This is a genomic window from Terriglobales bacterium (genome assembly GCA_035543055.1).
Classification (GTDB): Bacteria; Acidobacteriota; Terriglobia; order Terriglobales; family Acidobacteriaceae; genus JAIQFD01.
Map to the genome: position 1 here is coordinate 1 of DATKKJ010000037.1, position 16,335 is coordinate 16,335.

Genomic DNA, 16,335 nt, shown 5'->3' on the forward strand with positions numbered 1-16,335 from the left:
GTGCGCTCGGCGAGGTAGCGGAACATCTCGCCGGAGAAGGCCTCGTACTCGGCGAAGAGGAAGTCCAGGAACTCGCGATAGAGCTTGCCGGCGGCGGCATCGCCGAAGTCGGGGACGTGGTAGCCGCTCTTCTTGAAGTCCTGGTAGCGGGTGGAGCGCTCCTGACCGTCCCAGCGCTGCTCGTCCACCACCGCGATGGCCGCCAGGATGGAGAGCCGCTCGATGGCCAGGGCGATGTGCGCCAGGTCGGCGATGGAGCGGTGTCCGTACTGGAAGTAGAAGGTATTGAGGAACTGCTCGGCTTTCTGCTCGCTGATCTGCTTCAGCGACTCTTTCATGGAGAGGGCGGAGCGCGAGTACTTGGCCATGGCGTAGGCCTGCACCTCGGGCTCGACGCCGTGCACCGCGAAGACCTCGATCTTGGGCCCAGGCGAACCGTTGCTGGACATGAGGAGAGAAGATTACCGCAACCGGAAGTGGAAAAGAGGGATGAAAAAAGCGGAGGGCCTTCGCCCCCCGCTCGAGGCAATCGCGTCGCTACTTCTGGGTGACCTCGCTGAGCAGTTTGGCCTCGTCGGGCGAAGGCGGCTCGGCGCGTCCCCCCAGGGTCTTAGCGAGGAAGCGCTCGCTGGCGGCATTGAAGGCCATGTTGTTCTGCGGGCGGGCAAAGCCGTGTCCCTCGTCAGGGAAGACGATGTACTCGACGGGCAGGTTGTGCTTCTTCATGGCCTCGACGATCTGGTCGCTCTCGGCCTTGTTCACCCGGGGATCGTTCTTGCCCTGCCCGATGAGCAACGGGACCTTGATGCGGTCGGCCTTGAACAGGGGCGAGCGCGAGTTCAGGAATTCCTCGCCTGTGCCCATGCGCTTGTCAAAGACGGCCTTGATGGTCACCCAGTACGGCGGGATGGTCTTGAGCAGCGTGTTCAGGTTCGACGGCCCGACGATATCCACGCCGCAGGCGAACTCGTCGGGGGTGAAGGTGACCGCGGCCAGGGTGGCGTATCCGCCGTAGCTGCCGCCCATGATGCAGGCCTTCTTGGGATCGACGTAGCCCTGGTCGATGACCCACTTCTTGCCGTCGAGCAGGTCGGTGTGCATCTTGGCGCCCCACTCGCGGTCGCCGGCGTTGAGGTACTTCTTGCCGTAGCCGGTGGAGGCGCGGAAGTTGACCTGCAAGACTGCATACCCGCGGTTGGCCAGCCACTGGGCATAGCGGTTGAAACCCCAGGTGTCGCGTCCCCACGGCCCACCGTGGACGAACTCGACCATGGGCAGGTTCCTGGGCTCGACCCCGGCGGGAAGCGTCAGGTAACCGAAGATCTCCATGCCGTCGCGGGCCTTGAAGGAGATGGGTCTCATGGAAGCGAGCTTGTAACCTTCCAGCTTGGGACGGTCGCTGAAGATGACGTTCGCCTTCTTCGCCTTGCGGTCGTACACGTAGAAATACACCGGCGAGTTGTCGGCGGAGTAGGCGACGACCCAGTGCTGGTCGGCAAGATCGCGGCTGACCACCCGGAGATCGGCGTCGCGGACCTTCTTGATGGCCTCGAAGTCGGTCTTTACCGCCGGGTCGAGCACCTGCCACTCGGAACGGGCACGGATGAACTCGACCGCTTCCAGGGCATGGCTCTTGGGGTTCACCAGCAGTTGTCCGGCGTCGTACTGCGGGTCCTCGGCGACCACCTTCTGCTTGCCGCTGGCGACATCGACCTCCAGCACGCGGAGGGTGTTACCGCCGACGCTGGTCAGCACCCAAAGGCTCTTGTTGTCGGGAGAAAACGACGCGGCCCCGCCCAGGCTCTCATCCGGTCCCCACTTGATGAGCTCGCGCCAGGGTGACTTGACGGTGTCGCGCACCCGGATCACCCACCCGCCGTCGGGCAGGGTGACGTCGGCGGCGCGGACCTGGAGATTGTTGTCCGCGGTCCAGCCGGAGACGTCGCCCGGGTTCTCGGTGTCGAGCTCCGCCTTGCCGCTCTTGAGATCCAGGCGATAGACATCGTGGAAGCGTTTGTCGCGCGAGTTGATGTGCACCAGGATGGTGTCGGGGAATTGCGGGAAATACTCCCCCAGCCGGGCCTGGATGCCTTCGAAGGGCGTCAGATCGCGGGTTTGCTTGGTGCTCAGGTCGGTCTGGTAGAGGTGCCAGTTCTCATCGCCGTCCTTGTCCTGGATGTACAGGACATGCTGGGAATCGAATTGCCATTGGAAGAAGCGGATGCCGCGCTTCTTGTCGGCGGTGATCAGCTGGTCGTCGGTCTTGCCGATGGTGCGTACCCAGACGTTGAGCACGCCCTTGTCGTCGGGAGCCAGGTACGCCAGGCGGGCGCCGTCCGGGGAGATGCGCGGGCTGGTGCGCTCGGGGTTGCCAAAGAGCAACTGGCGCGGGATCAGGGGAGTGGAAATGGGCTGGTCGGAAGCCCAGATCAGCGGTGAAAGCAGGAGAAGCAGCAGGGGCAGACAAAGGATGCGATTGGGTCGCATGGGACCTCCCTCAACAGGGTTGCCATTCTAAGCAGCGGCACGAGATACGTAAACTCCAGGCTCGCGGTTCGAAATGTCCGGCAGCGGTGGCAAGACCAGGGAACTGCGATGGGCGCTCGTTCGTATCCAACGCAATGAATCGCCGGTACTTCGGAAGAGGGGTAATTACCTGAGTAACTTTATTCCGAAGCGAAAAGCAGGGTAAAATCAAGAATTGTTGTGTTATGCGATTAAGCACTACATCTAAGTTCGCGCTGGTGGTTGCGCTGGCATTGCCGGCATGGTCGCAGTCCTTCCTGGCACCGGATGCCCCGTCGGTTCTTGTGAGCCGGTCGACGCCTGAGCTGTCGTTCTCGTCACAACCGCCACGGATGTCGCCTGAGCTGGCGCTGGAGACCTACGAACAACGCTCGGCGCAACAGGGCGAGATGCTGGCCGCCTACACTGCCAGCACCACCATCGCGGCCGAATTGCCCGACACCGCGCAGCGCGGGGAGTATGAGCTGACCCGCGAGTATGTCGCCCCGCGGACGCTGAAGTTCACCGCTCTCCGCTTCAGCGGCGACAAGTTCGTCAAGAGCAACGTCATCCTGCGCATGCTGCAGTCGGAAGTGACCCACGTCGAGAAGCAGGAAGGCGCGCAGACCGCCATCAATTCGGCGAATTACAAGTTCAACTACAAGGGCGTGCAGGAGATCGACGGGCGCGCGGTGCACGTGTACGCGGTCAAGCCGCGGCAGAAGCGTCCGGGGCTGTTCAAGGGCAGGATCTACGTGGATGTGGCCAGCGGCAGCCTGCGCCGGGCCGAAGGGAGGCTGGTGAAGAACCCCTCGTTCTTCATCAAGAGCGTCGAGTTCGTGCAGGACTACGCCGACTTCAATCACTTCACCTTCCCGGTGCACGCCCATTCGGTGGCCAAGACGCGGGTGGTCGGCCGGGCGGTGGTGGACGTCTATAACCGCGACTACGCGCCGTCGGTACAGACCGCGCAACTGGTCTCCGCCGTCTCTGGCGGTAACTAGGACTTGGTGATTTCCTGCAGCAGCCGGCGCTCGCGCCGGCTCTAATCTTCCTGTGAGCTCGATCCCGGAGATCCTGCGGGCCGTGCAGCATCGTCCGTGGCTGCTGCCGCGGCGCCCCTGGATCATGGTCCAGACCTGGCACGACCTGCTGTTCGCCCACTGGCGATTGGCGCCCCAGGTGCTCCGGCCATTGGTCCCCGAACAGCTGGAGCTCGATCTGTACGACGGGTCGGCGTGGGTGGCCGTCGCGCCGTTCTGGATGAGCGGCGTGCGCGCTCGCGGGCTGCCGCCGCTGCCGGGACTGTCGCGGTTCCCGGAATTGAACGTCCGCACCTACGTGACCCTGGGTGGGAAGCCGGGCGTCTTCTTCTTCAGCCTGGACGCCGCCAACCCTGCTGCGGTGTGCAGCGCGCGCGTCGCATACCACCTTCCCTACTACCACGCCCGGATGAGGACCGAGCGTTGTGGCGAGGCGGTGCACTACGGCTGTGAGCGCCTGCAAGGGCCCCGCACGGCTGAATTCCGCAGCCAGTATCGGCCACTCTCGCCGGTCTTCCACTCCGAAGCCGGATCGCTCGAGCATTTCCTCACCGAGCGTTACTGCCTTTACGCAGTCAGAGGCAGGCAGACTTGGCGCGGGGAGATCCACCATGTCCCGTGGCCGCTGCAGCGCGCGGAAGCCGTGATCGAGAAGAACACCATGGCGTCCGCGGTTGGACTGGAACTACCGAACGAAGCGCCCCACCTGCTCTTCGCGCGAGAGCTGAAGGTGCTCGTCTGGTGGCCCGAAAAGGCTCGCACCCAGCACCCGCTATCCAGTCCCTAGATAAGGCCAGGCTTCCGAACGAAAAATCCCACTTGACAGAGTCTCAATGAGGAGGCAGAATCGCCTCCTTAGTTGGTTACCTAACTCATGGTGACTGCACTCGCGACCTCGAAACTCTCGACAAGGCTGCGACTCGTGGAGGCGGCGCGCGAGTTGTTCTGGGAGAAGGGCTTCGAGGCGACCAGCCTGGGCGATGTGGTCAAGCGGGCCAAGGCGAATCCGGGAAGCCTGTACTACTGCTTCAAGACCAAGGAAGACCTGCTACTGGCGGTGCTGGAACGCTACCGGGAGTTGGTGTGGCCGGTGGTGATGGAGCCGGCGTTCAACGCGGTCGACGATCCGATGGTGCGGATCTTCGCCGTACTGGAGGGCTACCGCCAAGGGTTGATGGCCACGGACTTTGCCCGTGGCTGCCCCATCGGCAGCCTCTCGCTGGAGATCGGAGAGGCTTTCCCCAGCGCCCGGGAGAAGATCGCGGCGAACTTTGACGGCTGGGTGGGATGGGTCAAGAAGTGTTTCGACGAGGCCGGTGACCAGCTGCCGCCGGAGGTAGACAGGGCGGCCCTGGCGCGGTTCGTGTTGACGGTCATGGAGGGCGCGGTGATGCAGGCACGGGCGTACCACAGCCTAGCCCCGTTCGATTCCGCGGTGGAGATACTGCGGGATTACCTGGCCAGGCTGGTGACGGAGGCGGAGGCGAGGACTTAAGGGGCTTCTTGGCGTTCGTGCGCTGCGCGCTGGACGGGGCCGGGGGCGGCCGTGCCACAGCGTTTAAGAACTTTCTCAGGAGGAAGAATGGACTGGAAGCGATCCGGAGTGGCGTTCTTGCTGATGTTCGTCTTGACGGCGGTGGCAAGCTATGTGATCCACGGCATGCTCCTGCACCCCGATTACTCGCACTTCCCGAGCCTTCTGCGGACGGTGGAAGACGCCAATCGGCACTTTGTGTACCTGCTGGCCGCGTTCGCAGTCTTCTCCCTGGCCTTCGTGCTGGTCTGGGCACTGTGGGTGCCGAAGTACAGCTCCCCGGTGCGGGCCGGCCTGTTCTACGGCATCGTGATGTGGCTGGTGGAGAGCGCAAACCACTACCTGATCAATTACGCGGTGCAGCCGTGGCCCGCAGACGTGGTGGGCAAACAGGTGGGATACGAATTCGTGTGGCTGGCGATCATGGGGATGGTGTTGGGGGCGGTGTACAGAAAATAGGGCCGCGCGGGTTCCTTTGTCGAACGATGGAGAGGTGCGAGATGTCCAGCCGATGGATGTGGATAGTCGCAGTGGTCGTGATGGTGGGACAGTGCCGGGCCGGCGATCGGATCCTGCGGACGGAGGCGGTGGTACACGCGCCCGTTTCCGAGGTATGGAAAGCGTTCACCAGCAAGGAAGGCGTGCAGGCATGGATGGTGCCGGTGGCGGAGGTGGACCTGCGCCTGGGCGGCACCCTGAAGACGAATTACAACCCGCAGGCGAAGATCGGCGACCCGGGGACGATCGTGCACCACATCCTCAGCTACGAGCCGGAGCGCATGCTGACCACCCGCTTCACGGCGCCCGAGACCGCCCCCGATTGGGCAAAGGTGGCGCAGGCCACCTGGGCGGTCTATCGCTTCGAGCCGATATCGCCGCAGGAGACGCGCGTGACCGTGACCATGCTCGGTTGGGGCACAGGAGCCGCGTGGGAGGAATCCTACGATCACTTCCGGCGCGGCAATGAGTGGGAGCTTCAGCAACTGGTGAAGCACTTCTTCCCGCAGATGTCCGAGCCGGAGTTGATGAAAGGGAAGGAGAAGACGGCGCACAGCGCCGAACTGGAAAAGAAGGTCATATGCGCTCCGGCGGCGACCTTCAAGCTGTGGACGACCGAGGAGGGCCTGCGCAAGTTCTTCAGCGAAGGCGCGCACGTCGATCCCTGGCCCGGCGGGCGCTACGAGATCATCTTCAATCCAAAAGTGGACCCGGAGGCGAAGTCCTACGGCACCGGCGGAGCGCGGGTACTGCGGTTCGTGCCTGACAAAGAACTGGCATTCGAGTGGGTGGCGTTCACCCTGGACGACGGGACGCCGCATGTGGCCGGTCCGCCGCAGATGCCGGCCGCCGTCCGCAACCAGCGCCCTCTGCCGACCTGGGTGGAGCTCCACTTCCAGCCGGCGCAAGCGGGCGGGACCGATGTCCAGCTCGGCTACTATGGCTCGCGCGAAGGCGGCAAGTGGGACGAGTCGTTCGCCTATTTCCAGAAAGCCTGGGCGAAGGTGCTGGGGAACCTGGAGCAGTACTGCGCGGAGACAGCCGGGGCGGCTGTCCCACACGAGTAAATAGTTGTTCGCTTTTTGTTCGCCTACAGGGATTTTCGGGATATACTCACACGCTAGGGTGATTCCAGCACTGACGGAAGACGCGCGAGGCGTGTAGTCTTAGCCGTCATTCATCCTCCATTCGAGAGGGAGCAATCATGGCAGACGAGAAGGCAAAGGCGATCGATCTGGCGCTGTCGCAGATCGAAAAGCAGTTCGGCAAAGGCTCGATCATGCGGCTGGGTACGAAGGACGCGGTGGTGCCCATCGCGGTGATCCCGACGGGGGCGATCTCGTTCGACGCGGCGCTGGGCGTGGGCGGGTTCCCGCGCGGCCGGGTGGTGGAGATCTTCGGGCCGGAGGCGAGCGGCAAGACCACCATCGCGCTGCAGGTCATCGCGGAGGCGCAGAAATCGGGGGGCATGGCGGCGTTCGTGGATGCTGAGCATGCGCTCGACCCGCAATACGCCAAGAAGCTGGGCGTGGACACCGACAACCTGCTGGTGTCGCAGCCGGACTACGGCGAGCAGGCGCTGGAGATCACCGAGGCGCTGGTGCGCTCGGGTGCGATCGACGTGCTGGTGGTGGACTCGGTGGCGGCGCTGGTGCCCAAGGCGGAACTGGACGGCGAGATGGGCGACAGCCACGTCGGGCTGCAGGCCCGCCTGATGTCGCAGGCGCTGCGCAAGCTGACGGGCACGGTCTCGAAGTCGCGCACCTGCCTGATCTTCATCAACCAGATCCGGGAGAAGATCGGGGTGATGTTCGGCAATCCGGAGACCACCACCGGGGGGCGGGCGCTGAAGTTCTACTCCTCGGTGCGCATCGACATCCGGCGCATCGCGGCCATCAAGGAGGGCGACGCGGTGCTGGGCTCACGCACGCGGGTGAAGGTGGTGAAAAACAAGGTGGCTGCGCCCTTCCGCGAGGCCGAGTTCGACATCATGTACGGCGAGGGGATCTCGCACGAGGGCGACGTACTCGACCTGGCGGTGCTGCACGAGATCGTGGAGAAGTCGGGCGCCTGGTTCAGCTACAAGGGCGAGCGCATCGGGCAGGGACGCGAGAACGCCAAGCAGTTCCTAAAGGACAACAAGGACGTGCTGGCGAAGGTCGAGGCCGAGGTGCGCAAGAAGCTGGGCATCGCCAGCCCGGCGGACAAGGCGCAGGCCGCGGCCGCGCCGCTTGAGCAGGCCAAGCCCATCCCCATCGGAAGAAGGTAGCTGGTAGCCAGTAGCTGGTAGCTAGGACACGGAGCTTGAAAAGCTGCGTGTCCTTTGTGTTCTTGCAGACATCCTAGAAAACCATGCAGCAGCTTGCCGAACTGTGCGAAGCGGTCGCCGGGACCAGCAGGAAGACCGAAAAGGTCCGGCTGGTGGCGGCCTACCTGCGTTCGCGCGGCCTGGGAGATGCTGCCGTGTCCGCGGTGTTCCTGTCGGGGCGGCCGTTCCCGGCGCACGAAGAGACCACGCTGAACCTCGGCGGGAGGCAGTTGTGGCGGGTGATCGCGCAGCTCGCGAGAAAATCCGATGCGGCAATGACCGCCGCGTATCGCAAGCATGGCGACCTGGGTAGCGCGGCGTGTGAGGTATTGCAGGCAAGGGCGAAGAAGAAGAGCGATGTGAATGTATCGGATGTCGCGAATTACTTCCGGCAAATCGCCAAGGCGCGCGGGCCGGCGGCCAAGTCGGCGCTCGCTGCGGAACTCCTCTCCAAAGCTACACCTCTGGAAGCGAAGCACATCGTCAAGATCATCACCAGCGAGCTGAGGATCGGGCTGAAGGAGAGCTTGGTCGAAGAGGCCATCGCTCTTGCCTACGATGCCCCGCTGGCGCAGGTGCAGCGCGCTAACATGCTGCTGGGCGACATCGGAGAGACCTTGCGACTGGCCACGCGGGACGCTCTGCGGCAGGCACAGATGCGGCTCTTCCACCCCATCGGGCTCATGCTGGCCAGCCCGGCGGAGAATGCCGACGAGGCGTTCACCGAGTTCAGCGAGGCCCAAGTCGAGGACAAGTACGACGGCATCCGGGCCCAGGCGCATGTCGGGGCGCAAGCGCCGCGCGTACGGCTGTTCTCGCGCACCCGCGACGAGATCACGGAATCCTTCCCCGAGCTGGCGCCGGCGCTGCGCGCCTTCCGAGGCGAGCTGATCCTGGACGGGGAGATCGTGGCCTGGCGCGAGGGGCGGGCGCTTCCCTTCTCCGAGCTGCAGAAGCGTCTGGGTCGGAAAAAGCCGACGCACACCCTGATGGACGAAGTGCCGGTGGCGTACCTCGTCTTCGATGTCCTCTATACCGAGGGCGAGATGGTGATCGACCGGCCGCTGCGGGAGCGCGGCATCATGCTTGACGCCGCTTTTGCCGACGCGTCGCCAGTCATTGCGGCGGAAGCGACAGACGCGCAGGGGCAGCTCCTGTTCGAGCCAGCGGCGCCTTCGGATACTCCGAAGGCGGAGCCCAGGGTCATCCGCGCACCCACCCACCGCGCCACCTCCAGCCAGGAGCTGGAGGCGATGTTCGAGCGCGCGCAGGCAGGCGGCAACGAAGGCCTGATGGTCAAGGACGTCAACTCCCCGTACGTGCCCGGGCGGCGCGGCCGTTCGTGGCTGAAACTGAAGCGCGAGCTGGCGACGCTGGACGTGGTGGTGACCCAGGCGGAGTGGGGACATGGCAAGCGCGCCGGAGTACTGAGCGACGTCACGTTCGCGGTACGCTCCGGCGAGCGGCTGCTGAACGTCGGCAAGGCGTACTCCGGACTGACCGACGAGGAGATTGCGGAACTCACCCAGTGGTTCCTGGAACACACGCTGGAAGACCGCGGTTTCGTGCGCCAGGTCGAGCCCAAAATCGTGCTCGAGGTCGCCTTCAACGCGGTGATGCGCTCCGACCGCCACGACAGCGGATACGCCCTACGTTTCCCGCGCATCCTGCGCATCCGCGGAGACAAGTCCGCGGAAGAGATCGACACGCTGGAGACCGTCCGCGGCATCTACGAACGGCAGAGGCTGGCGAAGTCCGCGTAGCGCTTACTTCTTCTCGGTGGACTCCGCATTGGAAGCGAAGACCGAGCCGGCGGGGTGCTGAGCGCAATCGTGCGACTCGAATCCGGAGACGACCGGTACCGGCGGCTCATTGGCGTAGCGCCAGCGTGTCTCTTCCAGACGGATCGAGAAGCGCCAGCCGCATTCACTGCACTTCCAGGCGATCGGCAGGTTCTGGGCGAAGGCGTGGCATAGCAGGCGGCGAGGCATCCCGGAGGCGTCCGGGCGCTGAACCGCTCCCATGGTTTGCGGGACCGCGGGCAAGGGTGGCTGCGTGAGTTCGTACTGCTCCATGAGCCAGGCGACGAGCCGGGCCCGCGACTTGCTCGACAGCCGAGTGAACTGCAGGCCGGCGCGCCCGCTGCGCGTCCACAGGACCTCGGCCTGGGCGTCGATGGGAGAACCGCCGGGCAGCGTGAAGCGGAGCTCGAGCAGGCTGTGCTCTGCCAAGGAAAGAGGCGTAACGATGCCCAGGCCGCCCTGGCTGAGGTCGCTGGCGGTGACCGGGATCTCGCCGCGACGGTCGTTGGGACGCTGGACCCAGACCACCATGTCCACCGGATGACGGTAGTAGCGGCGGTTCTCCTGCGCCATGAGGCCCTGGGCGGCGCGAACGCTGCGCAGCAGCCACTCCTGGGAAAAGCTGGCATCGAGCACGAAGCTGGCGCCCAGCATGGCGGCCTCGCGCGGGCTGGTGATCTCGCTGACGATGGCGAAGGTCACGGTGGAGCGATTGACGGGCGAGCGGCGCACATTCTCCAGGACGGTGCGGGCGCCGGGAAGCCCGGCGCAATCGATCAGCGTGGCGTCATAGCGATTGGCCACGAGCTTCTGCTCGGCGTCCTCGGCCCGGGTACAGACGTCGGTGTCGATCCCGGCAAGTTCGAAGACCGGGACCACCTTGCGGAGCAGCTGCGGATCGCAGCACACGACCAGCGTGGTCAGAGCCATGCGTCCCTAGAGTACGCTACCGGGAGGACCAATTGAACATTACCGAATGCCACTGCCGGACGTGTCCCATGGGGATCAGTCTTCGACCCGGACGTTGAAGGTGGTTTTGCCGGACTTGCCGGCGGCGTTGGCCGTCAAGACGACTTCCCATTCGCCCGACATGGTGAACTGACCAGTCCCGTGGTACCGGCCGCCTCCGGCGGGTTGCAGTGCGAACTCGTTCTTCCCCATATCCATCAAGGGCATGACCAGCGAAGCTTGCACTTTGGCGTCGTTGACTGGCGCGCCGGAGAGGTCGGTGACAGTCATGTGAAAGGTGGTCTTCTTCGACATCACCGGCTGCGGAGGCTCGAAGCTGACCGACATCTTGAGTGTGGAGCCGGGAGCTACTGTAGTGGCGAGGATAACCGGCTGCGAGGAATGCGTGGCCTTGGCCGAAGGTGCGGTCTTATCCCTGGAGCAGCCGGCGAACAGTGACAGGAAACAGAATACAAGCAGCAAATGTTTCATCCGACCCATTCTGAGGCGCTGCTCCACCGGTTGCAACTCAGTGGCTGCGCCCTTCCCCGTGGGCGTTTTCCTCGGCGACCGGAACGACGCAGCCGTGGGCGACATCGCACACCGCGTGTTCGAACTGGATGGTGGTGTGAAAGATGCGGAAGGCGCTCGCCAGTTGCTCGTTGACCCGGCGGAGAATGATCTCGCTCTCCGACGGAGGGATGTCGGCGATCTGGATATGGCAGGAGAGCGCGTGGCTCTCCGACCCTAGGCTCCAGGCGTGCAGGTCGTGGACGTCGAGAACGCCGGGGATGGCGCGGATCCGGCCCGCGATCTCGTCGAGCTGCATGCCCCGCGGGGTGCCTTCCAGCAGGATGTTCAGCGTCTCGCGGATGATGCCGAACGAGGACCACAGGATGAGGGCGCCGATGCCAAAGGAGAGCGCCGGATCGATCCAGGTCTGGCCGGTCAGCAGGATGCCCCAGCCGCCGAACAGGACGGCGGCCGTGGACAGAGTGTCGCCGATCTCGTGGACCAGTGCGCTGCGGATGTTCACGTCCCGGCTGGTGCGATACAACAGCACCGCGATGATGCCGTTCATGGCGATGCCAGCGGCGGCGACGACCATCATCACGCCCGCGTGCACCGGTTCGGGATGGTAGAGCCGGCGTCCGGCTTCGTAAAAGATCAGGAAGGCGACCGCCACCAGCGTCAGCGCGTTGATGAAGGCCGCGAGAACGCCCGTACGCTGGTAGCCGAAGGTCTTGGTGGAGGTCGGCGGCCGGCCCTGAAAGAACACCGCTACCCAGGAAAGCAGGAGGGCCAGGAAGTCGGACAGGTTGTGGCCCGCCTCGGAGAGCAGCGCCAGGGAGTGCGCGCGGATGCCGGTGACGACCAGCAGGACGATGTAGGCCAGAGTGAGCAGCAGGGAGATGCGCAGGATGCGCGAGGCCTTCATGCCGTCGTGGACATGCCCCACCATGATGCTCAGTGTACGTTCGCAGCAACTCGGCATCAACCGGGGCGGGCACTGCCGGATCTCATGCGGGAAGCAGGTTGAGGGTGCGCGGCAGGGCGCCCTCGAGCTCCAGGAGCGCGCGCTTGAGGTCCAGTCCGCCGCCGTAGCCGCCGAGAGAGCCGTCCGAGGCCAGCACGCGATGGCAGGGGACGACGATGGCGACCGGGTTGTCGTGGTTCGCCATGCCTACAGCGCGGAAGCCTCGGGGGCAGCCCACGCGGCGCGCCAGCTCGGCGTAGGTGATGGTTTGCCCGTAGGGGATATCCAGCAGAGCCTGCCAGCAGCGGAGCTGGAAGTCGGTGCCGCGCAGGTCAAGCGGGATCGAGAAATGCCGGCGCTTCGCGGCGAAGTAGTCGTTCAGTTCGGCGATGACGGGCGCGACCCGGCGGGCCGAGCGCGTCCACACATCGCCCCGCCGTCGCTGCGGCCGAAGATGGCCCTTCTCGAATTCCAGGACGGCAAGACCCTCCTCGCTCACGCCGACGATCAGCGGCCCGATCGGTGCGACATGGCGGCCATAGAAAATCTCGCGCATGGACTGGACATTGTAATCGCCCGCAAACTCAACCGGAGAGGCAAACACATTGCCTAAGTTCCGCTGCATGTTTTAGTTTGGAGGAGGATGATTTACCCCATCGTCAAGTTCGGCGACCCGGTGCTGGAAAAGCCAGCGGAGCCGGTCACGATCTTCGACGACGTGCTGCGCAAACTCATCGCCGACATGTTCGAATCCATGTATGCGGCGCACGGGGTGGGGCTGGCGGCGCCGCAGATCGGGATCTCCAAGCGGCTGGTGGTCATCGACGTGACCTTCAAGGAGGACCCGGGCGCCAAGCTGGTGCTGGTGAACCCGGAGATCGTCCACTTGGAGGGCAAGCAGGCGGGGCAGGAAGGCTGCCTCAGCATCCCCGAGTTTCGCGAGCAGGTGACGCGGGCGAAGCGGGCCACCATCCGGGCACAGGACGCCGAAGGGCGGTGGTTCGAGAGGGAAGGTGAGGACCTGCTGGCCCGCGCTTTCCAGCATGAGACCGACCACCTCAACGGACGGCTCTACATCTCGCACATCAGCGCCCTGAAGCGCGACCTGATGAAACGCAAGATCCGCAAACTGGTCCGCGCAGGTGAATGGTGACCGACCTGGTCTTCTGCGGCACGCCGCGCTTCGCGGTGCCCACGCTGGAAGCGCTGGTGCAGGCCGGGTTCCGCCTCCGCCTGGTGGTCACGCAGCCGGACCGGCCGCGCGGACGCGGCCAGGAACTGGCGGCGTCCCCGGTCAAGCAGGCAGCGCTGGCGCTGGGTCTGCCGGTCAGCCAGCCCGAGAAGATCAAGGACAACCCGGATTTCCGCCGGCAACTGGAGTCCCTGGCGCCCCGCGCCATCGTGGTAGTCGGCTACGGGCGGCTGATCCCGCCCTGGATGTTGGGGCTGCCGCCGCTCGGCAACATCAATCTGCACGCCTCACTGCTGCCTCAGTACAGGGGCGCGGCGCCGATCCAGTGGGCCATCGCCAACGGGGAGTCCGTCACCGGCAACACCACGATGCTGCTGAACGAGGGCCTGGACACGGGCGACATCCTCTTGCAGGAGGAGATCCGAATCGCGCCCCAGGACACGGCCGCTACCCTGGGACCACGCATGGCGGAGTCGGGAGCGCGGCTGATGGTGAAGACGCTGCGTGAGCTGGAGGCAGGACGCATTCGTCCAAAGCCCCAGGACAGTTCGCGCGCCACGCTGGCGCTCATCCTGACCAAGGAGGACGGGCGCATCGACTTTCAGCGCCCGGCGCGCGACATCTTCAACCGCATGCGCGGCTTCCAGCCCTGGCCCGGCGCATTCACGGTATTTCGCGGAAAGAACCTGGCAGTGCACACCGCCGCGCCGGTCGAAAGAAGAGACATCCCACCAGGAGAGCTACGCGTCGAGCAGGGCCGCCTGTTCGTGGGCTGCGCCCCGGGGACGGCGCTGGAGTTCCTCGAGCTGCAGCCCGAGGGCAAAAGGCACATGACGGCGGCCGACTTGGTGAATGGCTACCGCGTCCGTAGCGGAGAGAAGCTCGGCGGATGACCTACTTTGTGACCTCGAAGTTCACGGTCATGCCCGGCGTGACTCGCTGGCCGGGCGCGGGCGACTGTTTGAGGATCGTCCCTGGGGTCGCTCCGGCCTCCGTGGCTGTGACCGTTCCCAACTTGAGCCCGGCCTGTTGCAGGGCCTGGGCCGCGTCGGCCAGTTGCCGACCCCTCAGGTTGGGCATGACGTAAGCCTGAGACTCCTCGGGGGCGCTGACCAGCAGGTTGACCTTGGGACTCGCGACCGACGTCGCATTCGCGGGCGGCGATTGCGCCAAGACCTGGTCGGGAGCGGCGTCGGGGATGTGCGCCACCGCCACCACTCCCACGTCGAGCCCGCGCCGGCGCACGTTGATCTCCGCGGCCCGCGGGCTCTGGCCGGCCAGGTCGGGGATGACAGCGCGTTGCGGCCCCAGGCTGAGCGCGAGCCTCATCCTCCAGCCGCGGCGGACCCGCGTGCCCGGCGCCGGCAACTGGGTGACGATGCGGCCCTCGGGGACGGTGTCGCTGTAGAACCGGCTCTCGGTATCGAGCAGCAGGCCGCTGTCCGAGGCGACGCGCTCCGCTTGCTCCATGCTCAGCCCCAGCAGCTTGGGGGTCGCCACCTCGCGCCCGTGGATGGCCATGCGCATGGCGGTCATGGCAGAGAACAGCATGACCGTCAGCAGCACCAGGGCCATCAGCAGGTAGCGGAAGAAGCGACGCATCGCTCCGATTTAACCACATGGCCCGACGGCGTGCTGAGGTTTAAGATTAGGGGTTTCCAGGCGCTGCGGCCCGGCCGCAGAAAGGACGCACTCCTATGTCGAAGCGTGAAGACCTTATCCGCAAGCAGAAGGAATTCATCTTCCCCTCAGTCTCGACCTTCTATCCCGAGCCGCTGGTCCTGGACCGCGGCAACATGCAGCACGTGTGGGACATCGAGGGGCGCCAGTACCTGGACTTCTTCGGCGGCATCGTGACGGTCAGCGTTGGCCACTGCAATCCGCGGGTGACCTCGAAGCTGAAGGCGCAGGTGGACAAGCTGCAGCACGTCTCCACCAGCTTCATCACCGAACCGATGGTGGACCTGGCGGAGAAGCTGGCTTCCATCGCGCCACGCGGCATCAAGAAGTCGTATTTCACCAACAGCGGCACCGAGGCCAACGAAACCGCGGTGCAGATCGCGCGCATGCACACCGGCAACTACGAGCTGGTGGTGCTGCGCCACGGCTACAGCGGCCGCTCGTCCCTGGCCCGCAGCATGACCGGCATGAACACCTGGCGCAAGACCACGCTGGAAGTCGGCATCGTGCACGCCATGAACCCGTACTGCTACCGCTGCCCCATGGGACTGAAATATCCCGACTGCGGCGTGGCCTGCGCCAAGGACGTGGAGAACGTCATCCAGACCACCACCACCGGGCGCATCGCCGGCTTCCTGGCCGAGCCCATCCAGGGCGTGGCCGGCTTCATCACCCCGCCCAAGGAATACTTCAAGATCGTCTTCAACATCGTGAAGCAGTACGGCGGTGATCTCATCTCCGACGAGGTGCAGACCGCCTGGGGCCGCACCGGACACAAGTGGTGGGGCATCGAGCATTGGGAGGTCGAGCCCGACATCATCACCTCGGCCAAGGGGCTGGGGAACGGCCACCCGGTGGGCCTGACCATGGCGCGGCCGGAGATCGCGGATTCGTTCCAGGGGCTGACCATCTCCACCTTCGGCGGCAACCCGGTGACCTGCGCCACCGCCAAGGCGGTCATCGAGGTCATGGAAGAGGACGACCTGCGCACCAACTCCGCCGTGGTGGGCAAGCACTTCCGCGAGAAGCTGGAGGAGCTGCAGGAGCGGCATCCGCTCATCGGGGAGGTGCGCGGCATGGGCCTGATGCAGGCGCTGGAGCTGGTGGAAGACCGGGACACCAAGCAGCCGGCCGCCAAAGAGACCAACGCCCTCCTCGACGAGTGCCGCAAGGCCGGACTCCTGGTGGGTAAGGGCGGGCTGTACGGCAACGTCATCCGTATGTCCCCGCCGTTGAACATCACCAAGGCGGACGTGGACGAAGCCTGCCGCATGCTCGACAAGGCCTTCGCCGCGGTGGAAGAGGGCCGCATGGCCGCCACCAAGTAAGGGACGCGACCACGGAACCG

The 16,335-nt window shown here is 65.1% G+C and carries 17 protein-coding genes; 10 read left to right on the top strand and 7 right to left on the bottom strand.

Going from position 1 to position 16,335, the window contains the following annotated elements; all coding sequences use genetic code 11:
* Both VMS96_02565 and VMS96_02570 read right to left on the bottom strand, forming a co-directional pair.
* Positions 1 to 449 (bottom strand): FAD-dependent thymidylate synthase (locus VMS96_02565; protein HVP42283.1); only part of this gene is annotated, 449 nt, incomplete at its 3' end.
* 88 nt (positions 450 to 537) lie between these two features.
* Positions 538 to 2,487 carry a S9 family peptidase gene (locus tag VMS96_02570; protein HVP42284.1) on the bottom strand — a complete coding sequence of 650 codons (1,950 nt, stop codon included), beginning with the start codon at positions 2,485 to 2,487 and terminating at the stop codon, positions 538 to 540.
* 224 nt (positions 2,488 to 2,711) lie between these two features.
* On the opposite strand from VMS96_02570, the gene VMS96_02575 reads away from it, so the two are divergent.
* The 7 genes from VMS96_02575 (at position 2,712) to VMS96_02605 (ending at position 9,651) form a co-directional block, all read left to right on the top strand.
* Entirely contained in the window at positions 2,712 to 3,509 is a 798-nt protein-coding gene (locus tag VMS96_02575) for a hypothetical protein (protein HVP42285.1), read from the top strand.
* 52 nt (positions 3,510 to 3,561) lie between these two features.
* Entirely contained in the window at positions 3,562 to 4,335 is a 774-nt protein-coding gene (locus tag VMS96_02580) for a DUF2071 domain-containing protein (protein HVP42286.1), read from the top strand.
* Between the two features lie 87 nt (positions 4,336 to 4,422).
* Positions 4,423 to 5,043, top strand: a complete 621-nt coding sequence (locus VMS96_02585) for a TetR/AcrR family transcriptional regulator (GenBank protein ID HVP42287.1) — start codon at positions 4,423 to 4,425, stop codon at positions 5,041 to 5,043.
* An 87-nt stretch (positions 5,044 to 5,130) separates the two neighbouring features.
* Positions 5,131 to 5,541 carry a hypothetical protein gene (locus tag VMS96_02590; protein ID HVP42288.1) on the top strand — a complete coding sequence of 137 codons (411 nt, stop codon included), beginning with the start codon at positions 5,131 to 5,133 and terminating at the stop codon, positions 5,539 to 5,541.
* Between the two features lie 41 nt (positions 5,542 to 5,582).
* A complete protein-coding gene (locus tag VMS96_02595; GenBank protein ID HVP42289.1) occupies positions 5,583 to 6,647 on the top strand; it encodes an SRPBCC domain-containing protein in 1,065 nt (354 codons plus the stop codon).
* A gap of 137 nt (positions 6,648 to 6,784) precedes the next feature.
* Entirely contained in the window at positions 6,785 to 7,849 is a 1,065-nt protein-coding gene (gene recA / locus VMS96_02600; protein ID HVP42290.1) for a recombinase RecA, read from the top strand.
* Positions 7,850 to 7,932: 83 nt separating this feature from the next.
* Positions 7,933 to 9,651, top strand: coding sequence for an ATP-dependent DNA ligase (locus VMS96_02605; GenBank protein ID HVP42291.1), 1,719 nt, complete (start codon positions 7,933 to 7,935; stop codon positions 9,649 to 9,651).
* 3 nt (positions 9,652 to 9,654) lie between these two features.
* Here VMS96_02605 and VMS96_02610 read toward each other — a convergent pair whose 3' ends face one another.
* The 4 genes from VMS96_02610 to VMS96_02625 all read right to left on the bottom strand — a co-directional run bounded on the left by VMS96_02610 (position 9,655) and on the right by VMS96_02625 (position 12,740).
* A complete protein-coding gene (locus tag VMS96_02610; protein ID HVP42292.1) occupies positions 9,655 to 10,620 on the bottom strand; it encodes a PilZ domain-containing protein in 966 nt (321 codons plus the stop codon).
* A 75-nt stretch (positions 10,621 to 10,695) separates the two neighbouring features.
* On the bottom strand, positions 10,696 to 11,130 hold the full coding sequence (locus VMS96_02615; protein ID HVP42293.1) for a FixH family protein: 435 nt from the start codon (positions 11,128 to 11,130) through the stop codon (positions 10,696 to 10,698).
* Between the two features lie 37 nt (positions 11,131 to 11,167).
* Entirely contained in the window at positions 11,168 to 12,100 is a 933-nt protein-coding gene (locus tag VMS96_02620) for a cation diffusion facilitator family transporter (GenBank protein HVP42294.1), read from the bottom strand.
* A 58-nt stretch (positions 12,101 to 12,158) separates the two neighbouring features.
* Positions 12,159 to 12,740, bottom strand: a complete 582-nt coding sequence (locus tag VMS96_02625; protein HVP42295.1) for a methylated-DNA--[protein]-cysteine S-methyltransferase — start codon at positions 12,738 to 12,740, stop codon at positions 12,159 to 12,161.
* 18 nt (positions 12,741 to 12,758) lie between these two features.
* Here VMS96_02625 and def point away from each other — a divergent pair, with 18 nt between their 5' ends.
* Positions 12,759 to 13,268, top strand: coding sequence for a peptide deformylase (gene def, locus VMS96_02630; GenBank protein ID HVP42296.1), 510 nt, complete (start codon positions 12,759 to 12,761; stop codon positions 13,266 to 13,268).
* On the top strand, positions 13,262 to 14,200 hold the full coding sequence (gene fmt, locus VMS96_02635; protein ID HVP42297.1) for a methionyl-tRNA formyltransferase: 939 nt from the start codon (positions 13,262 to 13,264) through the stop codon (positions 14,198 to 14,200). The genes def and fmt overlap by 7 nt, the downstream gene beginning before the upstream one ends.
* A gap of 1 nt (position 14,201) precedes the next feature.
* Here the strand turns inward: fmt and VMS96_02640 are convergent, their stop codons facing one another.
* Positions 14,202 to 14,909: a PASTA domain-containing protein gene (locus VMS96_02640; GenBank protein HVP42298.1), complete on the bottom strand. Its 708-nt coding sequence runs from the start codon at positions 14,907 to 14,909 to the stop codon at positions 14,202 to 14,204.
* Positions 14,910 to 15,004: 95 nt separating this feature from the next.
* On the opposite strand from VMS96_02640, the gene VMS96_02645 reads away from it, so the two are divergent.
* A complete protein-coding gene (locus VMS96_02645; GenBank protein ID HVP42299.1) occupies positions 15,005 to 16,315 on the top strand; it encodes an aspartate aminotransferase family protein in 1,311 nt (436 codons plus the stop codon).
* Positions 16,316 to 16,335: the final 20 nt, after the last annotated feature.

Coding starts and splice junctions, on each gene's coding strand:
- def (HVP42296.1), top strand. CDS start 12,759: ATGATTTACCCCATCGTCAAGTTCGGCGACCCGGTGCTGGAAAAGCCA.
- fmt (HVP42297.1), top strand. CDS start 13,262: ATGGTGACCGACCTGGTCTTCTGCGGCACGCCGCGCTTCGCGGTGCCC.
- VMS96_02605 (HVP42291.1), top strand. CDS start 7,933: ATGCAGCAGCTTGCCGAACTGTGCGAAGCGGTCGCCGGGACCAGCAGG.
- VMS96_02575 (HVP42285.1), top strand. CDS start 2,712: ATGCGATTAAGCACTACATCTAAGTTCGCGCTGGTGGTTGCGCTGGCA.
- VMS96_02640 (HVP42298.1), bottom strand. CDS start 14,909: ATGCGTCGCTTCTTCCGCTACCTGCTGATGGCCCTGGTGCTGCTGACG.
- VMS96_02585 (HVP42287.1), top strand. CDS start 4,423: ATGGTGACTGCACTCGCGACCTCGAAACTCTCGACAAGGCTGCGACTC.
- VMS96_02645 (HVP42299.1), top strand. CDS start 15,005: ATGTCGAAGCGTGAAGACCTTATCCGCAAGCAGAAGGAATTCATCTTC.
- VMS96_02625 (HVP42295.1), bottom strand. CDS start 12,740: ATGCAGCGGAACTTAGGCAATGTGTTTGCCTCTCCGGTTGAGTTTGCG.
- VMS96_02590 (HVP42288.1), top strand. CDS start 5,131: ATGGACTGGAAGCGATCCGGAGTGGCGTTCTTGCTGATGTTCGTCTTG.
- VMS96_02610 (HVP42292.1), bottom strand. CDS start 10,620: ATGGCTCTGACCACGCTGGTCGTGTGCTGCGATCCGCAGCTGCTCCGC.
- VMS96_02595 (HVP42289.1), top strand. CDS start 5,583: ATGTCCAGCCGATGGATGTGGATAGTCGCAGTGGTCGTGATGGTGGGA.
- recA (HVP42290.1), top strand. CDS start 6,785: ATGGCAGACGAGAAGGCAAAGGCGATCGATCTGGCGCTGTCGCAGATC.
- VMS96_02615 (HVP42293.1), bottom strand. CDS start 11,130: ATGAAACATTTGCTGCTTGTATTCTGTTTCCTGTCACTGTTCGCCGGC.
- VMS96_02620 (HVP42294.1), bottom strand. CDS start 12,100: ATGGTGGGGCATGTCCACGACGGCATGAAGGCCTCGCGCATCCTGCGC.
- VMS96_02570 (HVP42284.1), bottom strand. CDS start 2,487: ATGCGACCCAATCGCATCCTTTGTCTGCCCCTGCTGCTTCTCCTGCTT.